Origin of the sequence: Pseudomonas sp. CMR5c, assembly GCF_003850545.1 — a bacterium.
Lineage (GTDB): Bacteria > Pseudomonadota > Gammaproteobacteria > Pseudomonadales > Pseudomonadaceae > Aquipseudomonas > Aquipseudomonas piscis.
In genome coordinates this window covers 6,374,282-6,396,891 of record NZ_CP027705.1, presented here as the reverse complement: position 1 = coordinate 6,396,891, position 22,610 = coordinate 6,374,282, and the positions used below count along the sequence as shown (strand labels likewise).

The 22,610-nt window shown below is 65.0% G+C and carries 29 protein-coding genes; 10 read left to right on the top strand and 19 right to left on the bottom strand.

The features are described 5' to 3' along the window. The first annotated feature begins 9 nt into the window (after positions 1-9). The 4 genes from C4K40_RS29580 to trmB all read left to right on the top strand — a co-directional run bounded on the left by C4K40_RS29580 (position 10) and on the right by trmB (position 2,361). Positions 10-390 carry a DUF423 domain-containing protein gene (locus tag C4K40_RS29580; protein ID WP_022641634.1) on the top strand — a complete coding sequence of 127 codons (381 nt, stop codon included), beginning with the start codon at positions 10-12 and terminating at the stop codon, positions 388-390. A gap of 72 nt (positions 391-462) precedes the next feature. Beyond that, entirely contained in the window at positions 463-663 is a 201-nt protein-coding gene (gene thiS, locus C4K40_RS29575; RefSeq protein ID WP_083456935.1) for a sulfur carrier protein ThiS, read from the top strand. 168 nt (positions 664-831) lie between these two features. Beyond that, a complete protein-coding gene (locus C4K40_RS29570) occupies positions 832-1,626 on the top strand; it encodes a thiazole synthase (protein WP_022641632.1) in 795 nt (264 codons plus the stop codon). 9 nt (positions 1,627-1,635) lie between these two features. Next, a complete protein-coding gene (gene trmB, locus C4K40_RS29565) occupies positions 1,636-2,361 on the top strand; it encodes a tRNA (guanosine(46)-N7)-methyltransferase TrmB (RefSeq protein WP_053133935.1) in 726 nt (241 codons plus the stop codon). Between the two features lie 54 nt (positions 2,362-2,415). Here trmB and C4K40_RS29560 read toward each other — a convergent pair whose 3' ends face one another. The 11 genes from C4K40_RS29560 to C4K40_RS29510 all read right to left on the bottom strand — a co-directional run bounded on the left by C4K40_RS29560 (position 2,416) and on the right by C4K40_RS29510 (position 9,907). Beyond that, on the bottom strand, positions 2,416-2,964 hold the full coding sequence (locus tag C4K40_RS29560) for an RNA 2'-phosphotransferase (protein WP_053133938.1): 549 nt from the start codon (positions 2,962-2,964) through the stop codon (positions 2,416-2,418). 29 nt (positions 2,965-2,993) lie between these two features. Next, positions 2,994-3,317, bottom strand: a complete 324-nt coding sequence (locus tag C4K40_RS29555) for a DUF3392 domain-containing protein (protein WP_022641629.1) — start codon at positions 3,315-3,317, stop codon at positions 2,994-2,996. A gap of 9 nt (positions 3,318-3,326) precedes the next feature. Further along, positions 3,327-4,529 carry a radical SAM family heme chaperone HemW gene (hemW, locus tag C4K40_RS29550; RefSeq protein WP_053133941.1) on the bottom strand — a complete coding sequence of 401 codons (1,203 nt, stop codon included), beginning with the start codon at positions 4,527-4,529 and terminating at the stop codon, positions 3,327-3,329. Then, entirely contained in the window at positions 4,526-5,122 is a 597-nt protein-coding gene (rdgB, locus tag C4K40_RS29545; RefSeq protein WP_053133944.1) for an RdgB/HAM1 family non-canonical purine NTP pyrophosphatase, read from the bottom strand. Before rdgB ends, hemW begins: the two co-directional genes overlap by 4 nt. Further along, positions 5,119-5,553 carry a DUF4426 domain-containing protein gene (locus C4K40_RS29540; protein ID WP_031320665.1) on the bottom strand — a complete coding sequence of 145 codons (435 nt, stop codon included), beginning with the start codon at positions 5,551-5,553 and terminating at the stop codon, positions 5,119-5,121. Before C4K40_RS29540 ends, rdgB begins: the two co-directional genes overlap by 4 nt. Before the next feature lie 26 nt (positions 5,554-5,579). Further along, positions 5,580-6,200 (bottom strand): methionine biosynthesis protein MetW, encoded by a 621-nt coding sequence (gene metW, locus C4K40_RS29535; protein ID WP_022641625.1) that lies wholly within the window; start codon positions 6,198-6,200, stop codon positions 5,580-5,582. Positions 6,201-6,207: 7 nt separating this feature from the next. Continuing rightward, positions 6,208-7,347 carry a homoserine O-acetyltransferase gene (locus C4K40_RS29530; protein WP_053133947.1) on the bottom strand — a complete coding sequence of 380 codons (1,140 nt, stop codon included), beginning with the start codon at positions 7,345-7,347 and terminating at the stop codon, positions 6,208-6,210. A 105-nt stretch (positions 7,348-7,452) separates the two neighbouring features. After that, complete coding sequence (locus C4K40_RS29525) at positions 7,453-7,746, bottom strand: DUF167 domain-containing protein (protein WP_022641624.1); 294 nt, start codon at positions 7,744-7,746, stop codon at positions 7,453-7,455. Further along, positions 7,746-8,333, bottom strand: a complete 588-nt coding sequence (locus C4K40_RS29520) for a YggT family protein (RefSeq protein ID WP_022641623.1) — start codon at positions 8,331-8,333, stop codon at positions 7,746-7,748. The genes C4K40_RS29525 and C4K40_RS29520 overlap by 1 nt, the downstream gene beginning before the upstream one ends. Before the next feature lie 23 nt (positions 8,334-8,356). Continuing rightward, complete coding sequence (proC, locus tag C4K40_RS29515) at positions 8,357-9,175, bottom strand: pyrroline-5-carboxylate reductase (protein WP_022641622.1); 819 nt, start codon at positions 9,173-9,175, stop codon at positions 8,357-8,359. A gap of 33 nt (positions 9,176-9,208) precedes the next feature. Continuing rightward, the gene (locus tag C4K40_RS29510; protein WP_053133950.1) at positions 9,209-9,907 is read right to left on the bottom strand and encodes a YggS family pyridoxal phosphate-dependent enzyme; all 699 of its coding nucleotides are present in this window, start codon (positions 9,905-9,907) and stop codon (positions 9,209-9,211) included. Between the two features lie 203 nt (positions 9,908-10,110). Between C4K40_RS29510 and C4K40_RS29505 the strand changes: the two genes are divergently transcribed. Then, positions 10,111-11,145, top strand: a complete 1,035-nt coding sequence (locus tag C4K40_RS29505; protein ID WP_022641621.1) for a type IV pilus twitching motility protein PilT — start codon at positions 10,111-10,113, stop codon at positions 11,143-11,145. Between the two features lie 44 nt (positions 11,146-11,189). On the opposite strand, the gene C4K40_RS29500 is transcribed toward C4K40_RS29505, so the two are convergent. Then, positions 11,190-11,813 (bottom strand): C40 family peptidase, encoded by a 624-nt coding sequence (locus C4K40_RS29500; RefSeq protein WP_031320664.1) that lies wholly within the window; start codon positions 11,811-11,813, stop codon positions 11,190-11,192. A 250-nt stretch (positions 11,814-12,063) separates the two neighbouring features. Between C4K40_RS29500 and C4K40_RS29495 the strand changes: the two genes are divergently transcribed. Then, complete coding sequence (locus C4K40_RS29495) at positions 12,064-12,483, top strand: TM2 domain-containing protein (RefSeq protein WP_022641619.1); 420 nt, start codon at positions 12,064-12,066, stop codon at positions 12,481-12,483. Between the two features lie 103 nt (positions 12,484-12,586). Here C4K40_RS29495 and C4K40_RS29490 read toward each other — a convergent pair whose 3' ends face one another. The 7 genes from C4K40_RS29490 to gshB form a co-directional block, all read right to left on the bottom strand. Next, positions 12,587-13,858 (bottom strand): dihydroorotase, encoded by a 1,272-nt coding sequence (locus C4K40_RS29490; protein WP_053133953.1) that lies wholly within the window; start codon positions 13,856-13,858, stop codon positions 12,587-12,589. Continuing rightward, positions 13,855-14,859, bottom strand: coding sequence for an aspartate carbamoyltransferase catalytic subunit (locus C4K40_RS29485; protein ID WP_053133955.1), 1,005 nt, complete (start codon positions 14,857-14,859; stop codon positions 13,855-13,857). The genes C4K40_RS29490 and C4K40_RS29485 overlap by 4 nt, the downstream gene beginning before the upstream one ends. Before the next feature lie 27 nt (positions 14,860-14,886). Continuing rightward, entirely contained in the window at positions 14,887-15,393 is a 507-nt protein-coding gene (gene pyrR / locus C4K40_RS29480; protein ID WP_053133958.1) for a bifunctional pyr operon transcriptional regulator/uracil phosphoribosyltransferase PyrR, read from the bottom strand. 260 nt (positions 15,394-15,653) lie between these two features. Then, positions 15,654-16,091 carry a Holliday junction resolvase RuvX gene (gene ruvX, locus C4K40_RS29475; RefSeq protein ID WP_022641615.1) on the bottom strand — a complete coding sequence of 146 codons (438 nt, stop codon included), beginning with the start codon at positions 16,089-16,091 and terminating at the stop codon, positions 15,654-15,656. Next, positions 16,091-16,660, bottom strand: coding sequence for a YqgE/AlgH family protein (locus tag C4K40_RS29470; protein ID WP_022641614.1), 570 nt, complete (start codon positions 16,658-16,660; stop codon positions 16,091-16,093). The genes ruvX and C4K40_RS29470 overlap by 1 nt, the downstream gene beginning before the upstream one ends. An 81-nt stretch (positions 16,661-16,741) precedes the next feature. Next, positions 16,742-17,641, bottom strand: a complete 900-nt coding sequence (locus C4K40_RS29465) for an energy transducer TonB (protein ID WP_053133962.1) — start codon at positions 17,639-17,641, stop codon at positions 16,742-16,744. Between the two features lie 129 nt (positions 17,642-17,770). Next, positions 17,771-18,742 carry a glutathione synthase gene (gene gshB, locus C4K40_RS29460; RefSeq protein WP_053133966.1) on the bottom strand — a complete coding sequence of 324 codons (972 nt, stop codon included), beginning with the start codon at positions 18,740-18,742 and terminating at the stop codon, positions 17,771-17,773. 293 nt (positions 18,743-19,035) lie between these two features. On the opposite strand from gshB, the gene pilG reads away from it, so the two are divergent. The 4 genes from pilG to C4K40_RS29440 all read left to right on the top strand — a co-directional run bounded on the left by pilG (position 19,036) and on the right by C4K40_RS29440 (position 22,609). After that, on the top strand, positions 19,036-19,440 hold the full coding sequence (pilG, locus tag C4K40_RS29455) for a twitching motility response regulator PilG (protein ID WP_022641612.1): 405 nt from the start codon (positions 19,036-19,038) through the stop codon (positions 19,438-19,440). 57 nt (positions 19,441-19,497) lie between these two features. Further along, positions 19,498-19,863 (top strand): twitching motility response regulator PilH, encoded by a 366-nt coding sequence (gene pilH, locus C4K40_RS29450; RefSeq protein WP_053134101.1) that lies wholly within the window; start codon positions 19,498-19,500, stop codon positions 19,861-19,863. 11 nt (positions 19,864-19,874) lie between these two features. Further along, positions 19,875-20,414 (top strand): chemotaxis protein CheW, encoded by a 540-nt coding sequence (locus tag C4K40_RS29445; protein WP_022641610.1) that lies wholly within the window; start codon positions 19,875-19,877, stop codon positions 20,412-20,414. Positions 20,415-20,545: 131 nt separating this feature from the next. Continuing rightward, a complete protein-coding gene (locus tag C4K40_RS29440; protein ID WP_053133969.1) occupies positions 20,546-22,609 on the top strand; it encodes a methyl-accepting chemotaxis protein in 2,064 nt (687 codons plus the stop codon). The last annotated feature ends 1 nt before the right edge of the window (position 22,610 follow it).

Sequence of the window (22,610 nt, the reverse complement as noted above, 5' to 3'; positions counted from 1 at the left end):
GAGTTCCCCATGTTGCGTGGCTTCCTGATGCTGGCTGCTTTCTTCGGTTTCACCGGGGTGGGCCTGGGTGCTTTCGCCGCCCACGGCCTGAAGAATCGCCTCAGCGCCGAGTACCTGGCCATTTTTCACACGGGAGTCACTTACCAGCTGGTGCACTGCCTGGCCTTGTTCGGTGTGGCGCTGCTGGCCACCCAGGTGCCGGGGCGCCTGGTGACGTGGGCGGGAGCGGCCTTCACCCTGGGCATCCTGTTGTTTTCCGGCAGCCTGTACCTGCTGACCCTGACCGGTATCGGCAAGCTGGGCATCATCACTCCGCTTGGCGGCGTAGCCTTCCTTGCCGGCTGGTTGCTGCTGGGGCTTGCCGCCTGGCGCCTGCAGGCGGCGGCCTGACGCTTGTAGCTGACCTTTAGGTCATGATCGGGCTAGAATGCTGGCCCCTAAAAAGTGATGGCGGCCTCGAGCATGCGCATTCAGTTGAACGGTGAATCCTTTGAATTGCCCGATGGCTCGACCGTCGCGGCCCTGCTGACGCGCCTGGACCTGACCGGGCGGCGGATCGCGGTAGAGCTCAACATGGATATCGTTCCGCGCAGCCAGCACGCTGAAACGTCCCTCAACGAGGGTGACCAGGTGGAAGTGGTCCACGCCATCGGCGGCGGCTAGCCAGCAACTGCCGCGCCAGGCGGCGCCGCGCTGAAGCCGCCCACAATGCCCAGCCAGTCGGCTGGCCTTGCATTGGCGCCTGTTCTGCCTTTCCTGCGCGCTACCTGCCCGTAGCGTTCGGTCTACCAAAGAATTCTGCAAGAACCTCACCCCAACAGAGGATTTCCGATGAGCAACGTTCGTAGTGACAAGCCTTTCGTCCTGGCCGGTCGGACGTACCAGTCGCGTTTGCTGGTAGGTACCGGCAAGTACCGCGACCTGGAAGAAACCCGCCTGGCCATCGAGGCCTCCGGAGCCGAGATCGTGACCGTCGCCGTGCGCCGGACCAACATCGGCCAGAATCCGGGCGAACCGAACCTGCTGGATGTCCTGCCGCCGGACCGCTACACCATCTTGCCCAACACCGCCGGTTGCTATGACGCGGTGGAGGCCGTGCGTACCTGCCGCCTGGCCCGCGAGCTGCTCGATGGCCACAACCTGGTGAAGCTGGAAGTCCTGGCCGACCAGAAGACCCTGTTCCCCAACGTACTGGAAACCCTCAAGGCCGCCGAAGTGCTGGTCAAGGAAGGTTTCGACGTGATGGTCTACACCAGCGACGACCCGATCATCGCTCGCCAGTTGGCGGAAATGGGCTGCATCGCGGTCATGCCCCTGGCTGGCCTGATCGGCACCGGGCTGGGAATCTGCAACCCCTACAACCTGCAGATCATCCTCGAAGAAGCCAAGGTTCCGGTACTGGTGGATGCCGGTGTCGGCACCGCTTCCGATGCCACCATCGCCATGGAGCTGGGTTGCGAGGCGGTGCTGATGAACTCGGCCATTGCCCATGCACAGCAGCCGGTACTGATGGCCGAAGCCATGAAACACGCGATTGTTGCGGGCCGCCTGGCGTACCTCGCCGGTCGCATGCCGAAGAAACTCTATGCCAGCGCATCCTCGCCGCTGGATGGTCTGATCAAGTAAGAGCCATTGATGACTGAATCAAACGACACGCCAATCCAGCCGGAAACTGGCGACGAACGCCAGCACCGCCGTATCAAGAGCTTCGTGATGCGCGCCGGACGCATGACCGAAGGCCAGCAACGCGGCCTGGATCAGGGCGCCCCGCTGTATGTGCTGCCCCTGGCCGATGCCCCGGTGGATTACGACCAGGTGTTCGGCCGTTCGGCGCCGCGCTCCCTGGAAATCGGCTTCGGCATGGGCCACTCGCTGCTGGAGATGGCCGCGGCAGCCCCGGAGCAGGATTTCATCGGCGTGGAGGTCCACCGTCCGGGCGTCGGCGCGCTGCTCAATGGCGTGCTGACCCAGGGGCTGACCAACCTGCGGGTCTACGACTGCGACGCCATCGAAGTGCTCAACCGCTGTGTGGCCGATAACAGCCTCGATCGCCTGATGCTGTTCTTCCCCGATCCCTGGCACAAGAGCCGGCACCACAAGCGTCGTATCGTCCAGGCGTCCTTCGCCGAGCTGGTGCGCAGCAAGCTCAAGGTCGGCGGTATCCTGCACATGGCCACCGACTGGGAGCCCTATGCCGAGTACATGCTGGAAGTGATGAACGTCGCCCCGGGCTACCGCAACCTGGCCGAGGACGGCAAGTGCGTGCCGCGTCCGGCCGAGCGTCCGATCACCAAGTTCGAGCGCCGCGGCGAACGCCTGGGCCATGGCGTCTGGGACCTGAAGTTCGAGAAGCTCGACTGACCTGCCGCCCCTCTTCCCGAGTGGCTCTTGCCGGGCCCTGCAATGGCCCGGTCGCTAAACCTCGGTGATGCAGCTGGCCGGCACCTGGTCGGTCAGCCACACGCCATTCTCCGCCTGGTAGAACTTGCAGCCCCGGGCCTGCATGGCCTGGGTATCGATCTGCAGCAGCACCACCTGGCCGTAGCGCTGGCCCACCGAACGGGCAGTATCAGGGTCCTGGGACAGGTGCACGTGATGGCGCGAGCCCGGAATCAGGCCCTTCCGGTTGATTGAATCCATGAAGCGCGTGGCAGTGCCGTGATAGAGCACCGCGGGCGGTTGGCGTTCTTCCAGTTGCAGCTGCACGGCCTTGCTGGAGTGGCCCTGGGCGGCGCGAATGCGCTGGCCGTCGGCCGACAGGGTGAAGCGTTTTTTGTCGTTGTCGCGGACTACCTGCTCGATCAGTTCCCGAGTCAGTGGCCGGCCCTCGCTGGCCGCGCCGGCGATCAGCGCGTCGATCTCGCCCCAGCCTTCACTGTCCAGCTCCAGGCCGATGGCCTGGGGCTCATGGCGCAGCACATAGCTGAGGAACTTGCTGGTGGTCTCCATGAGGCCCTTGCTCATATGCATCCTTGTTCAGTCGGGGATCCGCATCAGCGGCGATCGGCGACCACGCCGATCAGCACCAGCACCACCAGCAGCACGGGCGCCAGGCTGTAGTTGTTGAACTGGCTCAGGCCGCGGACGATCCACGGCGTGGCATAGATCAGCGCCAGGCCGCTGCCGATCATGCACAGCAGGGCCATCAATGGTACCCGCAGAGCGCCGGCGAGGCCGCCCAGGCGCGCCTCGACCCAACCCTTGATGTCGGCGCCGAACAGCACCAGCAGGCAGCCCACCAGCGCCAGGGAGATTTCCGAGAGGTTGCTGCGGCTCCAGCGGGACACGGTGGCAAGCAGGTCGAGTACCAGATCCATGTGATTTCCTTAGATCAGAAAGTATTGCAGCAGGTCGTTGAGGAACAGTTGCCCACGGGGCGTGGCCGCCAGGCGTGACGGTTCGACCTGCAACAAGCCGCTTTGTTCGGCCTGGCGCCGGCCTTCGGCGAGGCTGGCCAGCTCCAGGCCGGTGCGCTGGGCGAACAGCGCCGCATCCACGCCATCGGTGAGGCGCAGGGCGTTCATCAGGAACTCGAACGGCAGCTCATCGTTGTCCAGGCTCTTTTCGCCGGCCTTGAACGGCTTGGCCGGGTTCAGGTAGTCCTTGGGCAGGCGGGTTTTCCAGGTACGCAGGATGCGCCCGTCCGGGTGACTGAGCTTGCCGTGGGCCCCGGCGCCGATGCCGATGAAGTCGCCGAAGCTCCAGTAGTTCAGGTTGTGTCGCGCCGCACGGCCGGGCTGGGCATAGGCCGAGACCTCGTACTGGGCGTAGCCATGCTCGGCCAGCAGTGCCTGGCCGGCTTCCTGGATGTCCCACAGGATGTCGTCTTCCGGCAGGGTCGGCGGCTGGCTCCAGAACACCGTGTTGGGCTCCAGGGTCAGCTGGTACCAGGACAGGTGGGTCGGCTTCATGGCGATGGCTTGGCGCAGGTCGCCCAGGGCATCTTCCAGGGACTGGTCCGGCAGACCGTGCATCAGGTCCAGGTTGAAGTTGTCGAACCCGGCCTGGCGCGCCATGTCGGCGGCACGCACGGCTTCGGCACCGCTGTGGATACGACCCAGGGCTTCGAGCTTCTGCTCCTGGAAGCTCTGGATGCCGATGGACAGGCGGTTGATCCCCAGGGCGCGGTAGGCGGTGAACTTCTCCTGCTCGAAGGTCCCGGGGTTGGCTTCCAGGGTGATCTCGATATCGCTGGCGAACGGGATGCGTTGCTGTACCCCGGCAAGCAGCCGGCCCAGGGCCTGGGCGCTGAACAGGCTCGGGGTGCCGCCGCCGAAGAAGATCGAGCTCAGTTCCCGGCCATGGGCGGCAGGCAGGTCCTGGTCGAGGTCGGCCAGCAGGGCGTCCACGTACTCCTCTTCCGGCAGCGTCGGGCTGGCGGCGTGGGAGTTGAAGTCGCAATAGGGGCATTTGCGTACACACCACGGGATGTGGATGTACAGCGCCAGGGGCGGCAATTGGGGCAGGGCCGGCCGGGGCGCTTGCGCGCCGCCAAGGATCAGCGGCGACGCGGCGGGATCACGGTTCATTGCAGGCCCAGGCGTTGCCGCAGGATGGCCATGGCGCGGGCGCGGTGGCTGAGCTGGTTTTTTTCCACCGGGTCCAGTTCGGCGCTGGAGCAATTGCGCTCCGGCACCCAGAACAGCGGGTCGTAGCCGAAGCCGTGTGCGCCGCTGGCGGCGGTGAGGATGCGCCCGTGCCACAGGCCTTCGCAGAGGATCGGCAGCGGGTCGTCGGCGTGGCGTACCAGGGCCAGGACGCAGACGAACTGCGCACCGCGCTGGTCCTCGGGTACGTCCTTGAGGGCTTCCAGCAGCTTGGCGTTGTTGGCCGCGTCGCCCTGGCCATCGGCGTAGCGCGCCGAATAGATGCCCGGGGCACCGCCGAGGAAGTCCACCGCCAGGCCGGAATCGTCCGCCAGGGCCGGCAGACCGGAGATGCGCGCGGCGTTGCGGGCCTTGAGGATGGCGTTCTCGACGAACGAGAGTCCGGTTTCCTCGGGCTCGATGCTGCTGAATTCGCCGATCGAGCGCAGTTGCACCGAGGCGCCGAGCATGGCCTGGAGTTCTTTGAGTTTGCCGGCGTTGTGGCTGGCCAGTACGAGTTGCGTGAGGTTCATCATTCGCCCGGGAATAGCTCTTGGTTGAAGCTGAAGCTGTTGGTATCGCCACCAGCTTGCACGCTGATGGTGAAGGTGCGGTTTTCCTGTTGTTCCACCGGGAACTGGGCGATGTAGTAGATCGCGCCCTGTTCGGTGATCTGGCGGAACTTCAGGGGAATGCTCTTGCTGGTCAGGTCCTTGACCGTGCCGCTGACCTGGCCGACCAATGGCTTGCCATCCTTGATCAGCGAAACGTTGATCACCCCCTGGTTTTTGCTGCGAACCAGCTCTGCGGCCCTGGCGATGTCAGGTTGCAAGTAGGTGGAGTTGAAGGTGTTGTAGTGCACGGTGATGTCGCCGAACACTTCCTGGCGCTCGCCCTTGATCGGGTCCGCCGCGAGGGCCGAGAGGCTCAGGCAGGCAGACAATAGAAAAGTGACCAGACGTCCCATGATCTTTCTCCTCGATGCGATGTGGGTCAAACCGCGACCTTGTGATCCTGCAGGCCGGGACTGCTGAGGCGGTAGATGCCGATCTCTCCCAACAGATTAGGCCATAGCTTACTGGCCCACCCATGGCGGTGTTGTTGATCGACCGCAAGGCGATTGATCACCCGGGCCTGGCGCTCGCGGCACAGTTCCTCGAAGTCCTCGAAGGTGCAGAAGTGGATGTTCGGCGTGTTGTACCAGGTGTACGGCATGAATTCCGACACAGGCATCCGGCCCTTGCTGGCCAGGTACCAGCGGCAGCGCCAGTGGCCGAAGTTGGGGAAGGTGATGATGCACTGGCGGCCGACCCGCAGCATCTCGTCCAGCAACTGGTCGGGGTAGTGCACGGCTTGCAGGGCCTGGGTCATGACCACGACGTCGAAGCTGTTGCTGGCGAAATTGCCCAGGCCCTTGTCCAGGTCCTGCTCGATGACATTGATGCCCTTGGCCACGCACTGGGCGATGTTGTCGGCATCGTTCTCCAGGCCGTAGCCGGTGACTTGCTTGTGTTGCTGCAACCAGCTCAGCAGTTCGCCATTACCACAGCCCAGGTCGAGGACGCGGCTGCCGGCGGGGATCCATTCCTGGATGATTTCCAGATCGGCTCTCATCGTGTCCTCACAGCGTGATGCGGTTCATGTAGTGACCGAATGCCTGCAGGTAGCGCGGGATCGGGATCAGGAAGGCGTCGTGGCCCTGGGGTGCGTCGATCTCCAGGTAGCAGACGTCCTTGCGCGCGGCCATCAGCGCGTCCACCAGTTCCCGCGAGCGGGCCGGGGAGAAGCGCCAGTCGGTGGTGAAGGACATCACGCAGAACTTGGCAGTGGCGTTGGCGAAGGTCCTGGCCAGGTCGTCGTCGCAGTTGGCTGCCGGGTCGAAGTAGTCCAGGGCCTTGGTCATCAGCAGGTAGGTGTTGGCGTCGAAACGCCCGGAGAACTCCTCGCCCTGGTAGCGCAGGTAGCTTTCCACCTGGAATTCCACGCTGTGGAAGTCGTAGTTGAGCTTCTCGCTCTTGAGCCCGCGGCCGAATTTCTCGCCCATGGAGTCGTCGGACAGGTAGGTGATGTGCCCCACCATCCGCGCCAGCATCAGCCCTCGCTTGGGGACTACCTGGTGTTCCTGGAAGGAGCCGCCGTGGAACTCCGGATCGGTGAGGATCGCCTGGCGCGCCACTTCGTTGAAGGCGATGTTCTGCGCCGACAGCTTGGGTGCCGAGGCGATGGCCAGGCAATGCCGGACCCGGTCCGGGTAGGTGATGGTCCATTGCAGCGCCTGCATGCCGCCGAGGCTGCCGCCGATCACCGCGGCCCACTGGGCGATGCCCAGGCGGTCGGCCAGGCGGGCCTGGCTGTGCACCCAGTCTTCCACGGTCAGTACCGGGAAATCGGCGCCGAACGGCCGGCCGGTCTCCGGGTTGATGCTGCTGGGGCCGGTGGAGCCGTTGCAACCACCGAGGTTGTTGAGGCTGACCACGAAGAACTTGTTGGTGTCGATCGGCTTGCCCGGGCCGATGCAGCTGTCCCACCAGCCGGGCTTGCGGTCTTCTGGGCTGTGGTAGCCGGCCGCATGGTGGTGGCCCGACAAGGCATGGCAGATCAGCACCGCGTTGCTGGCGCTGGCATTGAGCTGGCCGTAGGTTTCGTAGATCAGGTCGTAGGCCGGTAGCGAGCGGCCGCAGGCCAGGGCCAGGGGCTCGTTGAAGTGCGCAACCTGAGGTGTGACCAGACCAACGGAATCGGCGGGAAAGGCAGTTGGCATCGACCCTGCTCTCATTCAAATGAGGCGTAAGTCTAAAGACCGCTGTGTCCAGCGGCAAGCAAAGCCCGGGCCTGGATTTGGCTGCTGGAAAGGAAGGCCTGCGAATCAGGCCGGACGTGCCAGGCCCGGTAGCTCGGGGAGTTTCTTCGGCGCTAGCAGGCGCACCCGCTTCTGCCGGTTCAACTCACCGCTGACCAGGCTGACATGGCTCTTGGGGATGCCGAAGGCCTTGGCCAGGAACGCCATCAGGTGCGCGTTGGCCTTGCCTTCGACGGGCGGGGCGGTGAGGCGGATCTTCAGCCGATCGCCATGCAGGCCAGCGAACTCATCGCTGCTGGCCTTGGGCTGCAGGTGGCAATCGAGCAACAGGTCGTCGCCGTCCCAGCGGAAGTAGCTCATCAGATCAGCCCGAACAGCTCGCGGGGCATGAAGGCGTAGTACGCCAGGCGCGGGATCAGCCCCTGTTGCAGCAGCTGGATCACCAGGAACGCCAGGATCGGCGAGATGTCCAGGCCACCCAGGTTCGGCACGATGCGGCGGAACGGCGCCAGCAGCGGCTCGCTCAATTGGTAGGCCAGCTCGGCGCCGGGGCTCTGGCTGCCAGGCGCGACCCAGGACAGGATCACGCTGATGATCATGGCGAAGAACCAGATCTTGAGGAACAGCGCGAAGATGCCGATCGGCGCCCAGATCAGCAGCCCCAGCACGTTGAAGGGGATGCCGTAGAGGGTCAGGACGATGGCGAACAGCACCATCTGCACCACCAGGGCCAGCACCAGCGAGGACATGTCCAGGCCGAACATGCTGGGGATCACCCGGCGTAGCGGCTTGAGCAGCGGCTGGGTGGCCCGCACGATGAACTGGCTGATGGGGTTGTAGAAGTTGGCCCGCACCGCTTGCAGCATGAAGCGCAGCAGGACGACCAGCAGGTACAGGCTGCCCAGGGTCTGGATCACCAGGATGGCAGCGTCGTTGAGTCCGAACATATCGATTCCTTTGTAGGGGCGAATTAGCGGCCGAGTTGTTCGGCCATTTCCGCCGAACGGTGCGCGGCGGCACCCAATGCTTTTTCCACCAGGGCCTCGAACCCGTCGGCCTGGAACGACTTGATCGCCGCTTCCGTGGTGCCGGCCGGCGAGGTCACGCGACGGCGCAGCTCGGCGGCGTCGACGTCGCTGGAAACCGCCATGTGGGCAGCGCCCAGGGCGGTCTGCAAGGTCAGTTGGGCGGCGGTTTCCCGTGGCAGGCCGAGTTTCTCGCCGGCGGCGGTCATGGCCTCGATCAGCAGGAAGAAGTACGCGGGGCCGCTACCGGAGACCGCGGTTACCGCATCCAGTTGCTGCTCCTGTTCCAGCCACAGGGCGGTGCCCACGGCGGACAGCAGTTCTTCGGCCTGGCGGCGCTGCTCGGCGCTCACCCGGTCGGTGGCATACAGGCCGCTGACGCCCTGGCGCAGCAAGGCCGGGGTATTGGGCATGCAGCGCACGATCGGCTGCTCGCCCAGCCAGGCGCCCATGCTCGAGCAGGTGATGCCGGCGGCGATGGAGACCACCAGTTGCCCGGGTTGCAGGCTCGGACGCAGGGTCTCGCACACCGCCTTCATCGCCTGGGGCTTGACCGCCAGGACGATCACATCGACCCCGGCAATGGCTTCGGCGTTGTCGGCAAAAACCTGGATGCCGTGTTCGGCGGCCACCTTGGCCCGGGTTTCGGCGCCAGGGTCACTGGCGCGGATCTGCGAGGCGTCCAGGCCCTTGGCCCGCAGGCCGCCGATGAGACTGGCCGCCATGTTGCCGGCACCGATAAAAGCGATACGAGTCGTGTTCATGACAGGTCCTTATCAGGGGTCAGTGCCAGTCCCTCAGGACTGGCTGTAGTCGCGGGCGCCAAACAGCGCGGTACCGATCCGCACCCAGGTGGCGCCTTGGGCAATGGCCGCTTCGAGATCGTGGCTCATGCCCATGGATAGAGTGTCCACGGGCAGTTCGAGACTGTCCCGCAGGTGGTTGTTCAGGTTCTGTACCGCAGCAAACGCAGCGTGTTGGGCCGCAGGATCCTCGGTGGGTTCGGGAATCGCCATCAGCCCGCGCAGGCGCAGGCGTGGCAAGGCAGCGATGGCGCGGGCCAGCTCCGGCAACTCGGCGGGCGTGCAGCCGGACTTGCTGGCTTCGCCACTGACATTGACCTGGAGGCAGATGTTCAGTGGCGGCAGTTCGGCCGGGCGTTGCTCGGAGAGGCGTTGAGCGATTTTCAGGCGGTCCACGGAATGCACCCAGTCAAAGTGTTCGGCGATGGCGCGAGTCTTGTTCGACTGAATGGGGCCGATGAAGTGCCAACTCAAGGGCAGGTCGGCCAGTTCCTGTTGCTTGCCCAGGGCTTCTTGCAGGTAGTTCTCGCCGAAATCGCGCAAACCGGCGGCATGGGCCTCGCGCAACGCGGCGGCGGGCTTGGTCTTGCTCACGGCCAGCAACTGGACGCTGTCCGGGGCCCGCTGTGCGGCCTGGCAGGCGCTGCGGATGCGCTCGGCTACCTGGGCGATGTTGTCTGCTATCGTGGACATTCGATTCCGTCTCAAAAGTATCTGCGGTCGGGCGCCTGCGAACCGGGCCGCCACCTGCCGCGTGAATCCACCAGTCCCTGCCTGCCGATCGGCCCGAGCCACGCTCCTGGGCCGCGCCGGGCATTGTCCGGCACCAGGCAGCCGGGCTGCTGGCTGCGCACGGGTCTGAAGCTCGCGGCATTCTACTGGAATTGGGGGGCACTATGGACATCACCGAATTGCTGCTGTCGAGCGTCTCGCGCGGGGCTTCCGACCTGCATCTGTCCGCTGGGCTGGCGCCGTTGCTACGCATCGATGGCGATATCTGTCCTCTGGATGGGCCGGTACTGGATGCGTCCCAGGTGCTGGCGTTGATCCATGAACTGATGAGCGAGTCGCAGCGCAAGGCCTTCGCCAGCCAGCAGGACCTGGATTTCGCCCATGAGCTGCCCGGGGTGGCCAGGTTTCGCGTCAATGCGTTCCGGCATGCCCGTGGTGCGGGAGCGGTGCTGCGGTTGATTCCTGCGCGGGTGCAGAGCCTGGAAGAGCTCGGGCTGGGGTCGGTATTCCGGCAGGTCAGCGAGTTGCCCCGTGGGCTGGTGCTGGTGACCGGCCCCACCGGCAGCGGCAAGTCCACCACCCTGGCGGCGATGGTCGACCACCTGAACCGGACCCGCCGCCAGCACATCCTGACCATCGAGGACCCCATCGAATTCATCCACCCGCCGCAAGGCTGCCTGGTGCACCAGCGTGAAGTGGCCCGCGATACCCAGAGCTTCGCCACGGCCTTGCGCGCGGCCCTGCGCGAGGACCCGGATGTGATCCTGCTGGGCGAGCTGCGGGACCTGGAGACCATCCGCCTGGCGCTCACCGCTGCGGAAACCGGGCACCTGGTGCTCGCCACCCTGCACACCTCGTCGGCGGCCAAGACCATCGATCGCTTGGTGGATGTGTTTCCGGGAGAGGAGAAGGCCCTGGTGCGCTCGATGCTGGCCGAGTCATTGCAGGCGGTGATCGCCCAGGTACTGCTCAAGCGCATCGGGGGTGGAAGGGTGGCGGCCCACGAGATCATGCTGGGCACCGCGGCGATCCGTAACCTGATCCGCGAGGACAAGGTGGCGCAGATGTATTCGGCGATCCAGACTGGCGGGGCCCAGGGCATGCAGACCCTGGACATGAGCCTGAAGGCATTGCTGGCAAAGGGCTTGATCAGTCGCGAACAGGCGCGGGAAAAGGCACGAATGCCCCAGAGCCTGTGAGGGGAGGGCAAGCGCCGCCAGGCTGGCCTGGCGGCCAAGCGGGATCAGCGCTGGACGACCCGCAGGGTCTTCTGTTCCTTGGGCAGGACCCGCTTGGCAACCACGTAGTGATTGTCCCAGTAGGGTTTCTTCAAGGTGTCGATGGTGACCGACTTGCCGCGCCGCGGAGCGTGGATGAAACGATCGTTGCCCAGGTAGATGGCTACATGGTTGACCTTGCGGCTCTTGATGTTGAAGAACAGCAGGTCGCCCGGTTTGAGATCCTTGCGCTCGACCTTCTGCCCATGGCCGCTGGCCATGGCGTTGGAAGTGCGTGGCAGATCCACGGCGGCGACGTCATTGAAGGCGTATTTCACCAGGCCGCTGCAGTCGAAACCCTTGCTCGGGCTGCTGCCGCCCCAGCGATAAGGCGTGCCCAGGGCGTTGACGGCGCGGCTGAGGACGTTGCTGCTTTGCTTGGCGCCCATCTGGGGTACCAGCTTGCTGTCGACCTTGGCCAGTTGGGTGGAGTGCCGGCTCGTGGTCTTATGCTTGGCCGAGACCGTCGAAACATGGGATTTCGGGGTGTAGCCGTTGATGTTGGGAAGTCGTTGCTCACGGTTGGTGGCGTGGGCGGCCAGTGGCATTAATAGGCAAATGGTCAGCCATGTCTTGATAAATGGACGCATTAGGCAAGGCTCTTATTGATTAGCGCGCAACTTTATAACAGCTTTCAGGTCACTTCCGAGGCCGTTTGTCGACTAGACCTTGGGGTCAACTTCGGCAAAGAGGCGGCAACTTGACGCAGAAAACCGTCAGAAGTCAGGCAACACAAGGCTTTGGCGGAAGAGAAGGTAGCATCGACCACACGTCGAGCGCCTGTAAAAAAGTCACAAAGTTTTTGAGAAAATTTATCTATCACCCGCCAAGAGGCATTTGATGAACAGCTATCGTCAGGATTCCGCGACCCACGACACCCACAGCAAGGTGATCGGCTACCTGCTCTGGATATTCGGTTTTACCGGTGCCCACCGCTTCTATTACGGCAAGCCGGTGACCGGGACCCTCTGGTTCTTCACCTTCGGCCTGCTGGGTATTGGCTGGCTGATCGACCTGTTCCTGATTCCTTCCATGGATCGGGAGGCGGACCTGCGGTTTACCGCCGGTCCATTGGAATACAGCGTGGCCTGGATACTCCTGACCTTCCTCGGGGTGTTCGGCGTGCACCGCATGTACCAGGGCAAATGGCTGAGCGGGGTGCTCTACCTGTTCACCGGTGGCTTGTTCTTCATCGGGGTGCTGTATGACTTCTGGACCCTGAACGACCAGGTCTCCCTGGAGAACGCCAAGCGCCGTTGATCCCGTCATCGGCGCCGGCGGTGATGGCTGATGTAGCGCCTGGCGCAATGCGGGCGGTCCCTTCGGAGCCGTTCGCAGCCTGCGCCAGCGGCTACAGGATCAATCAGCCCTGGTGGCTGATATGGCCATCCACCAGGGTGTAGCGCACTGCGCCCGGCAGGCTGTGGCCAAGGAAGGGGCAGTTCTCGCCTCGGGACAGCCAGCGCTCGCCGGCCACGGTGGAGCTAGCCGGGTCGAACAGCACCAGGTCGGCCGGGCCACCCACCGTCAGTTTGCCGGCCGGCAGGCGCAGGGCGTCGGCCGGGCCGGCGCTCAGGCGGGCCATCAGGGTCGGCAGGTCCAGCAGGCCGTCCTGCACCAGGGTCAGGGCCAGCGGCAGCAGCAGCTCGACGCTGCTGATACCTGGCTCGGTAGCGCCGAACGGAGCCAGCTTGGCATCGCGCTCATGGGGCTGGTGATGGCTGGCGATGGCCTGCACCACACCGGATTTAACTGCGGCGCGCAGGGCCTCGCGGTCGGCGTGCGAACGCAGGGGCGGCTGGACGTGATACAGGCTGGAGAAGTCGATCAGCGCCTCATCGGTCAGGATCAGCTGATACAGGGCGACATCGGCGGTGACCGGCAGGCCGCGGGCCTGGGCCTGGGCGATCAGTTCCACGCCGCGGGCGCTGGTCAGCTGGCTGAAGTGCGCGCGCACCCCGCTTTGTTCCACCAGCAGCAGATCCCGGGCCAGGGCCACGGTCTCGGCGCTTTCGGGAATCCCCGGCAGGCCGAGGAAGCTGGCGGTGGCGCCTTCATGGGCCAGGCCGCCTTCGGCCAGGTCGCGGTCCTGGGAATGGAAGATCACCGTCAGGTCGAAGGTGGCGGCGTATTCCAGGGCGCGGCACAGGGTGCGGGTGCTGCGAAAACCCTCCAGGCCGTTGCCGAAGGCCACGCAACCGGCATCGCGCAGGGCGATCAGCTCGGCCAGTTGCTCGCCGTCCAGGCCCTTGCTCAGGGCGCCGATCGGGAACACCTTGCTGTTGCCGGCTTCGCGCGCGCGGTCGAGGATCAACTCGGCCACCGCCGAGGTGTCCAGCACCGGCTTGGTGCGTGGCGGGCAGCACAGGCTGGTGACGCCACCGGCAGCGGCGGCGCGGGTTTCGCTGGCGATGCTGCCCTTGCGGCTGTAGCCCGGCTCGCGCAGGGCGACGTTCAGGTCCACCAGGCCGGGGGTGGCCACCAGGCCCTTGCCGTCGATCACGGTGACGGCGTTGAAACCTTCCGGGGCGGCGCCGATGGCGGCGATCTTGCCGGCTTCCAGATGCAGATCGGTAACTTGATCCAGGCCGCTGCTTGGATCGATGACGCGGGCGCCGAGAATGCTGAGCTTCACTGGGCGTCCTCCTGCTCGAATTGTCGCTGGGCGGTCTGCCCGCTCATGGCCATGGACAGTACGGCCATGCGCACTGCGATGCCGTAGGTCACTTGGTTGAGGATCACCGAGTGGGGACCGTCGGCCACCGCCGACTCGATCTCCACGCCACGGTTGATCGGGCCCGGGTGCATGACGATGGCGTCGGGCTTGGCGCCGGCCAGGCGCGCGGTGGTCAGGCCGAACAGGCGGTAGAACTCGCCCTCGCTGGGCAGCAGGCCGCCCTGCATGCGCTCGCGCTGCAGGCGCAGCATGATCACCACATCGACGTCTTTCAGGCCTTCGGCCATGTCGGTGTAGACCTTCACCCCGTACTGCTCGATGCCGATGGGCAGCAAGGTCTTGGGCGCGATCACGCGGATATCCGGGCAGCCCAGGGTCTTGAGCGCCAGCATGTTCGAACGAGCGACCCGCGAGTGCAGGATGTCGCCGACGATGGCCACCGAGAGGTTCTCGAAGCCGCCCTTGTGCCGGCGGATGGTCAGCATGTCGAGCATGCCTTGGGTCGGGTGGGCGTGGCGGCCGTCGCCGCCGTTGATGATCGCCACCTGCGGGCACACGTGTTCGGCGATGAAGTGCGCGGCGCCGGAATCGCCGTGGCGCACCACGAACATGTCGGCGGCCATGGCCTCGAGATTGCGCAGGGTGTCGAGCAGGGTCTCGCCCTTGCTCGCCGAGGAGGTGGACACGTTCAGGGTGATCACGTCCGCCGACAGTCGCTGGGCAGCCAGTTCGAAGGTGGTGCGGGTGCGGGTGGAGTTCTCGAAGAACACGTTGCACACGGTCTTGCCGCGTAGCAGCGGGACTTTCTTCACCGCCCGGGCGCCGACTTCGAGGAAGGAGTCGGCGGTGTCGAGGATTTCCGTCAGCAGCTCGCGGTTCAGGCCGTCGAGGGAGAGGAAGTGGCGCAGCTGGCCCTGATCGTTGAGCTGCAGCGGGCGCTTGGCGTCTAGAGGCGTCATCGCAATGGACTCTTTAAAAGGGCAGGTTTAGAGGGCGAGGTCTTGGAGCTCGAGTTGAAGCGGCGCAGGACCGGACAATTTTACCCGCTCGTGGGTCGCCAGCGACAGGGTCGCACCCACCACATTCGGCCGGATCGGCAGTTCGGCGGCGTTCAGGTCCAGCAGGCAGACCAGGGTCACGCTGGCCGGGCGGCCGTAGTCGAACAGCTCGTTGAGGGCGGCGCGGATGGTCCGGCCGCTCATCAGTACGTCATCGATCAGCACCAGGTGCTGGCCTTCGATCTCGAACGGCAGCTCGGACGGGCGCACTTGAGGATGCAGGCCGTTCTGGCTGAAGTCATCGCGGTAGAAGGAAACGTCCAGGGTGCCCAGGGGCGCGTCGCTGCCCAGGGCTTCCAGCAGCGCCTGGGCGACCCAGACACCGCCGGTACGGATACCGATGAAGCGAGGCTCGTTGATGGCGCGCTGGGCCAGGTGGGCTTTGAGATCGATGGCCATCTGGCTGATCAGGGCGGCGGGATTGGGCAGGCTCATGGTGGCTCCTTCGTGGGCTCGCGCCTTGTTGTCCGATAGCGGGGCGCGGTGACTTGGAACCTGCCCGGGATCTGCTGCGCTTGGCTCATGGGGCGTTGCAAGTGGCTTCGAAATGCTCATTTAGGTGCCTAAACTCCGCTTTCTGCGCCATTCCTGACTCACCCGAGCATCGCTCGCTGGATCGTTGGCAGGTTCTTGTGGCTGGTGTCGGGCCAGGAGGCGCGCAGCCGCAGGCCGCGCATCCTCAGGATTCGGGGTTGCTAGGTATTCAGCAGCGTGGCGTTCTCGTCAAGCCAGCCCTGCAGCAGCAGGGCGGCGGCAATGGCGTCCACCGGGTTGTCGCGGTAGCTGCCTTTCTGGCCGCCCCGGGCCAGGCGTTCGCCCTTGGCCTCGAAGGTGGTCAGGCGTTCGTCGTGGGTATAGAAGGGCACGTTGAAGCGGCCGTTCAGGCGCCGGGCGAACTTCTCGGCGCGCTGGCACATCTCGCTCGGGGTGCCGTCCATGTTCAGGGGCAGGCCCACCACCACCGCATCGGGTTGCCATTCCTTGAACAGGGCCTCGACCTGGTTCCAGTCCGGCACGCCATTCTGGGCCTTCAAGGTGCACAGCTCGCGGGCCTGGCCAGTGATGGCCTGGCCCACGGCAACGCCGATTTGCCGGGTGCCGTAGTCGAAGCCCAGGATCAGTCGCAAGGCCATCAGGCGTGGCCCGCCTGGCTGGTGAGCAGGCTGAGGTTGACCCCCAGGTGACGGGCGGCCGCTTCCAGACGCAGTTCGCTGCTGGTGTTGAACAGGATGTCGGCGTCGAACGGGCAGGTCAGCCAGGCGTTATCGGCCAGCTCGGCTTCCAGTTGCCCGGCTTCCCAGCCGGCGTAGCCCAGGGCGATCAGGCTCTTGCTCGGACCCACGCCGTCGGCGATGGCGAACAAGACATCCTGGGAGGTCGACAGCGAGACGCCATCGAGCTCCACCGTGGCCTGGTAGATCGGGCCGCTGGGGTGCAGGACGAAGCCGCGATCGGTCTGCACCGGCCCACCGCTGAAGATCGGCACGTGCTGGCACAGCAGCGACGGGTCTTCGTCAGGGCGCAGTTGCTCCAGGATATCGGCCAGGCTCAGGTCCTGCGGGCGGTTGATCACCAGCCCCATGGCGCCATTGGCGTTGTGCTCGACGATGTAGGTCAAGGTCTGGGCAAAGTTCGGGTCGGCCATGTGCGGCATGGCGATCAGGAAATGATGCTTGAGGTAGCTGGGGCTGACGTTTTTCATGAGCGCTAGTGTGGCGGCGGCGGGCCCGGCTGACAAGCTGGCGATGCGCCCGCAAGCAGGGGCGTGGCGCTGGCCGGACGGTCAGTTGCTGGACAGCTTGTCGCCCCGGGCGAAGCGCCAGGTGCGGATGATTTCCAGGCGGTCGATATCCGACAGGTCGCCGGTGAAGGGGGCGAATGGCGCGGCCAGGCGCACGATGCGCTGGGCGGCCTGGTCCAGCAGTGGCTGGCCGGAAGACTCCAGTACCAGCACTTCATACAGCGAACCGTCGCGGTTGATCGACACCATCAACCGCAGGTTGCCGTAGATCTGTTTGCGCCGGGCTTCCTCGGGGTAGTTGAGGTTGCCGATGCGCTCGACCTTCTTGCGCCATTCGTCCTTGTACCAGGCGCCCTTGTCACGCATGGTCGAGGCCGCGCTCAGGCGGTGGATCCGTGGGCGCTTGGCATACAGCTGCTGTTCGTTGGCCAGTTCGGCCTCCAGGCTGGAGATCTCGCTGGACAGCTGCGAGCTGTCGAACGATGGCACGTCGGCCTTGGGCGTCGGTTCGCGCTTGACCTCTTCGCGTTGGGTCGCGGTCTTCTTCGGCTTGGGCGCGGTGGTGGCCACGGCCGCCTTGGTCGCGGCCTCCTTGACCTGCGGCTTGACCGACGGTGGCGGCACGACCTTTTTCACCGAGTTGTCCTGGAAGGGCGCTACTTCGGTGGTCTTGGGAATGGCCTTCTTGTCCAGGGTGCCGCTGCCCTGCTGGTGGTCCTGGGCCAGGAAGTCGGCCTTCTTGGGCTTGGTCTCGCTCTTGAAGGTGGCCAGGGTGATTTCCAGGGTCTTGCTGATCTGCTGGGGCTCGGCGAAGGAAAAGCTCAGGCCGAGGATCAGCACCAGGTGCAGGAGCGCCGCGAGGAACAGGGTGAATCCCAGGCGATCGGCCGCGCGGACGCCACCATGGGCCAGCTCGGGTGGCAGGTCGGACGTAAGGCTCATTGGCAGTTCGACATCACAGCAGGCATTGCACAACCAACATCACGGTTTCACAGGCGGCGCATGATAACGCAATGTTGGTTTCAAGCTGTAAGCCTCAAGCTTCAAGCGACAAGCTGCATGTGACGTACGTCAAGCTTGTGGCTTGTTGCTTGCGGCTTGCAGTTTCTGCTCGATGGCATCCATCAGCATCGCGCCGATGTTGGTGCCGAAGGCGTTGTCGATTTCGCGGATGCAGGTCGGGCTGGTGACGTTGATTTCCGTCAGGTGCTCGCCGATCACGTCGAGGCCGACGAACAGCAAGCCCTTGGCCCGCAGGGTCGGGCCGACCTGGGCGGCGATCCAGCGATCCTTGTCGCTCAGCGGGCGGGCTTCGCCACGACCGCCGGCGGCCAGGTTGCCCCGGGTTTCGCCGGCAGCCGGAATCCGCGCCAGGCAATAGGGTACCGGCTCGCCGTCGATCATCAGGATGCGCTTGTCGCCGTCCTTGATCGCTGGCAGGTAGGCCTGGGCCATGATTTGCTGGCTGCCCAGCACGGTCAGGGTCTCCAGGATCACCGACAGGTTCGGGTCGCCCGCGCGGTGGCGGAAGATCGAGGTGCCGCCCATGCCGTCCAGGGGCTTGAGGATCACGTCGCCATGCTGGGCGGCGAACTCGCGTAGGACGTCGGCGCGGCGGCTGACCACCGTGGGCGGGGTGCACTGCGGGAACAGCGTGGCGAACAGCTTTTCATTGCAGTCGCGCAGGCTCTGGGGCTTGTTGACCACCAGCACGCCGGCGCTCTCGGCCTGCTCCAGCAGGTAGGTGGAGTAGACGAACTCCATGTCGAAGGGCGGATCCTTGCGCATCAGGATCACGTCCAGATCGCTCAGCGGGCTGTCGATCTCGTCTTCCAGCGCGAACCATTTCTGTGGGTCGGCGAAGACCTGCAGTGGGCGCATGCGGGCCCGGGCCACGCCGGCGCCCTGGTAGAGATCGCGCTGCTCCATATAGAAGAGGCTCCAGCCGCGTTCCTGGGCGGCCAGCAACATGGCCAGCGAGCTGTCCTTTTTATAGGAGATGCTGGCGATAGGGTCCATGACAATCCCGACGCGAACGCTCATGGGGCGGATTCCTTCAATCAAATGGGTGGAAGCAGGCTGGGGTCGGTCGCTGTCCGGTGACGGGCCGGCGTTGCCGGGCAAACGGGAACAGCTCCTGAAAGTGGCGTCAGAGTGGCGCTGACAGAGACCTGGGTCAAGGAAAAACCACAGCCCTGCGTAGTCCATGGATTGCAGGGGGGAGAGTGTGCTAAAAAGGCTCGCATGCCGGGCCGGGGCCCTGAAGTTCAAGGGTTTGGGGCATTGGCCAGCGGTACCCGATCAAATCGATTCGCTGGGGCGACGGTAGAGCAGACATGGAACAGCAATCCAACGCCTTGAAGGTGATGGTGATCGACGACTCGAAGACGATTCGCCGCACGGCCGAGATGCTGCTGAAGAACGTCGGCTGCGAGGTCATCACCGCGGTGGATGGCTTCGAAGCCCTGGCCAAGATCGTCGACCACCACCCCGGGATCATCTTCGTCGACATCATGATGCCGCGCCTCGACGGTTATCAGACCTGTGCGCTGGTCAAGAACAACAGCGCGTTCAAGTCCACTCCCGTGATCATGCTGTCCTCCAAGGACGGGCTGTTCGACAAGGCCAAGGGCCGCATCGTCGGCTCCGACCAGTTTTTGACCAAACCCTTCAGCAAGGAAGAACTGCTCAGCGCGATCAGGGCCCATGTCCCGGACTTCGTCGCGCTTGCGCCACAGTAGACACGCACAGCGGCGCCCGGTCAGTGGACCGCGCGCCTATACCGTATGGGGAAGACCATGGCTCGTATCCTGATCGTCGATGACTCGCCGACCGAAATGTACAAACTCACCGGCATGCTGGAGAAGCACGGCCACGAAGTGCTCAAGGCCGAGAATGGCGCCGACGGCGTGGCCCTGGCCCGGCAAGAGAAGCCCGATGCAGTGCTGATGGACATCGTCATGCCTGGCCTCAACGGCTTCCAGGCCACCCGCCAGTTGACCAAGGATGCCGAGACCAGCCACATCCCGGTGATCATCATCACCACCAAGGATCAGGAAACCGACAAGGTCTGGGGCACCCGCCAGGGCGCCAGGGACTACCTGACCAAGCCGGTGGAAGAAGAGACCCTGATCAAGACCCTGAACAACGTCCTGGCCGGCTGATCGCCCGCGCCATGAGCGAATCCCGGACCGCCTTCGAGCTGCTGCTGGAGATCGACCAGCGCTGCCGCCTGCTGGCCGCCGACCTGCCATCCCAGGAAACCCGCCAGCACAGCTGGAGCGGCATCGGTTTTCGCCTGGGCAGCCGCTGGTACGTGGCGGCCATGGGCGAGGTCAGCGAAGTCCTGCACGAGCCGCGCCATACCCTGTTGCCGGGGGTCAAGCCCTGGGTCCGGGGCGTGGCCAACCTGCGCGGGCGGCTGCTGCCGATCATGGACCTGTGCGCATTCCTCGGCCACGAGCTGTCGCCCTTGCGCCTGCAGCGGCGGGTGCTGGTGGTGGAATACAAGGAACTGTTCGTCGGCCTTCTGGTGGATGAAGTGGCGGGTCTCAAGCATTTCGCCCAGGACACCCTGGAGCCTGGCGTCGGCGATTTTGCCGACACCGCGATCAATCCCTACCTGCAGGGGCAGTTTCGCCGCGAACAGATCTGGCAAGTGTTCAGCCCCTTCGCCCTGGCTCGCTCGCCGGGCTTCCTGGAGGTGGCGGCGTGAACGGCGCCCCGGCGCCTGCATTACCCGTTCGCAGTACCACGGCAGGCCCAGGCCTTCCTGGATCAATCCACGCCGCCTGGCTGTCCCGGGCGACCCAATGCGGGAACACCCGCTCGCCACAGGCCTGACCGATGACCAAAGCCAAACCCGGCAAGCCCCAGGAAGGCTCCCGCAGCCGCTCGCAGATCATCGTGCTGTTCATCGCGCTGATCGTGTTCATCATGTTGCTGTTCGCCAACTTCGCCTACCTCAATACCCAGGCCACCTACGACAAGCAGTACATCGGCCATGCCGGCGAGCTGCGGGTGCTGTCCCAGCGCATCGCCAAGAACGCCACCGAGGCCGCGGCCGGCAAGGCGGCCGCGTTCAAGCTGCTGGGCGATGCACGCAATGATTTTGCCCAGCGCTGGGGTTACCTGAAGAAGGGTGACCCGGCCACCGGCCTGCCGGGCGCTCCGGTGGCGCTGCGCCAGGAGATGCACGCGGTGCAGTTGGACTGGGAAAAACTGCTGAAGAACGCCGACGCGATCCTCGCCAGCGAGCAGACGGTGCTGTCGCTGCACCAGGTGGCCGCGACCCTGGCCGAGACCGTGCCGCAGTTGCAGGTGGAATACGAGAAGGTGGTGGAGATCCTCCTCCAGCGCGGCGCCCCGGCCAGCCAGGTGGCCATGGCCCAGCGCCAGTCGTTGCTGGCCGAGCGGATCCTCGGTGCGGTCAACACCGTGCTGGCCGGGGACGAGAATGCCGTGCAGGCCGCCGATGCCTTCGGCCGCGACGCCGCCCGCTTCGGCCAGGTGCTCAACGGCATGCTGCAAGGCAACCCGGGATTGAAGATCAGCCAGGTCGAGGACCCTGATGCCAGGGCGCGGCTGACGGAGATTTCCGAGCTGTTCGAGTTCGTCTCCGGCTCCGTGGACGAAATCCTCGAGACCTCCCCCGAGCTGTTCCAGGTGCGTGAGTCGGCGAGCAATATCTTCAGCCTGTCCCAGACCCTGCTGGACGAAGCCTCGCGCCTGGCCATCGGTTTCGAGAACCTGGCCGGCAGCCGCAAGCTGGACACTATCGGCGGTTATGTCCTGGGCCTGCTGGCCCTGGCCTCGGTCATCCTCATCGGCCTGGTGATGGTTCGCGAGACCAACCGCCAGCTGCGCGAGACCGCAGAGAAGAACGAGCGCAACCAGAACGCGATCATGCGCCTGCTGGACGAGATCGAGGACCTGGCCGATGGCGACCTGACGGTGACCGCCTCGGTGACCGAGGACTTCACCGGGACCATCGCCGACTCCATCAACTATTCCGTCGACCAGCTGCGCGACCTGGTGGCCACCATCAACCTCACCGCCGGCCAGGTGGCGGGCGCGGTGCAGGAAACCCAGACCACCGCCATGCAGTTGGCCGAAGCCTCCGAGCACCAGGCGCAGCAGATTTCCGAAGCCTCCACGGCGATCAACGAAATGGCCCAATCCATCGACCAGGTATCGGCCAACGCCGCCGAGTCCTCGGCGGTGGCCGAGCGTTCGGTGGAGATCGCCAACAAAGGCAACGAGGTGGTGCACAACACCATCCACGGCATGGACAACATCCGCGAGCAGATCCAGGACACCGCCAAGCGGATCAAGCGTCTTGGCGAGTCTTCCCAGGAGATCGGCGATATCGTCAGCCTGATCGACGATATTGCCGATCAGACCAACATCCTGGCCTTGAATGCTGCCATCCAGGCGTCCATGGCCGGTGATGCCGGTCGCGGTTTTGCCGTGGTGGCCGACGAGGTACAGCGGCTGGCGGAACGTTCCTCGGCGGCGACCCGGCAGATCGAGACCCTGGTCCGGGCGATCCAGACCGACACCAACGAAGCGGTGATCTCCATGGAGCAGACCACCACCGAAGTGGTGCGCGGGGCACGCCTGGCGCAGGATGCCGGAGTGGCGCTGGAGGAGATCGAAGGCGTATCCAAGACCCTGGCGGCGCTGATCCAGAGCATCTCCAACGCGGCCCAGCAGCAGACTTCTTCGGCCGGGCAGATTTCCCTGACCATGAACGTGATCCAGCAGATCACCTCGCAGACCTCGTCCGGCTCCACGGCGACCGCCGAAAGCATCGGCAACCTGGCGAAGATGGCCAGCCAGCTGCGCCGCTCGGTTTCCGGCTTCACCCTGCCGGCGACCCGGGCGCCTGCCTCCAATGACAACCGCTGAC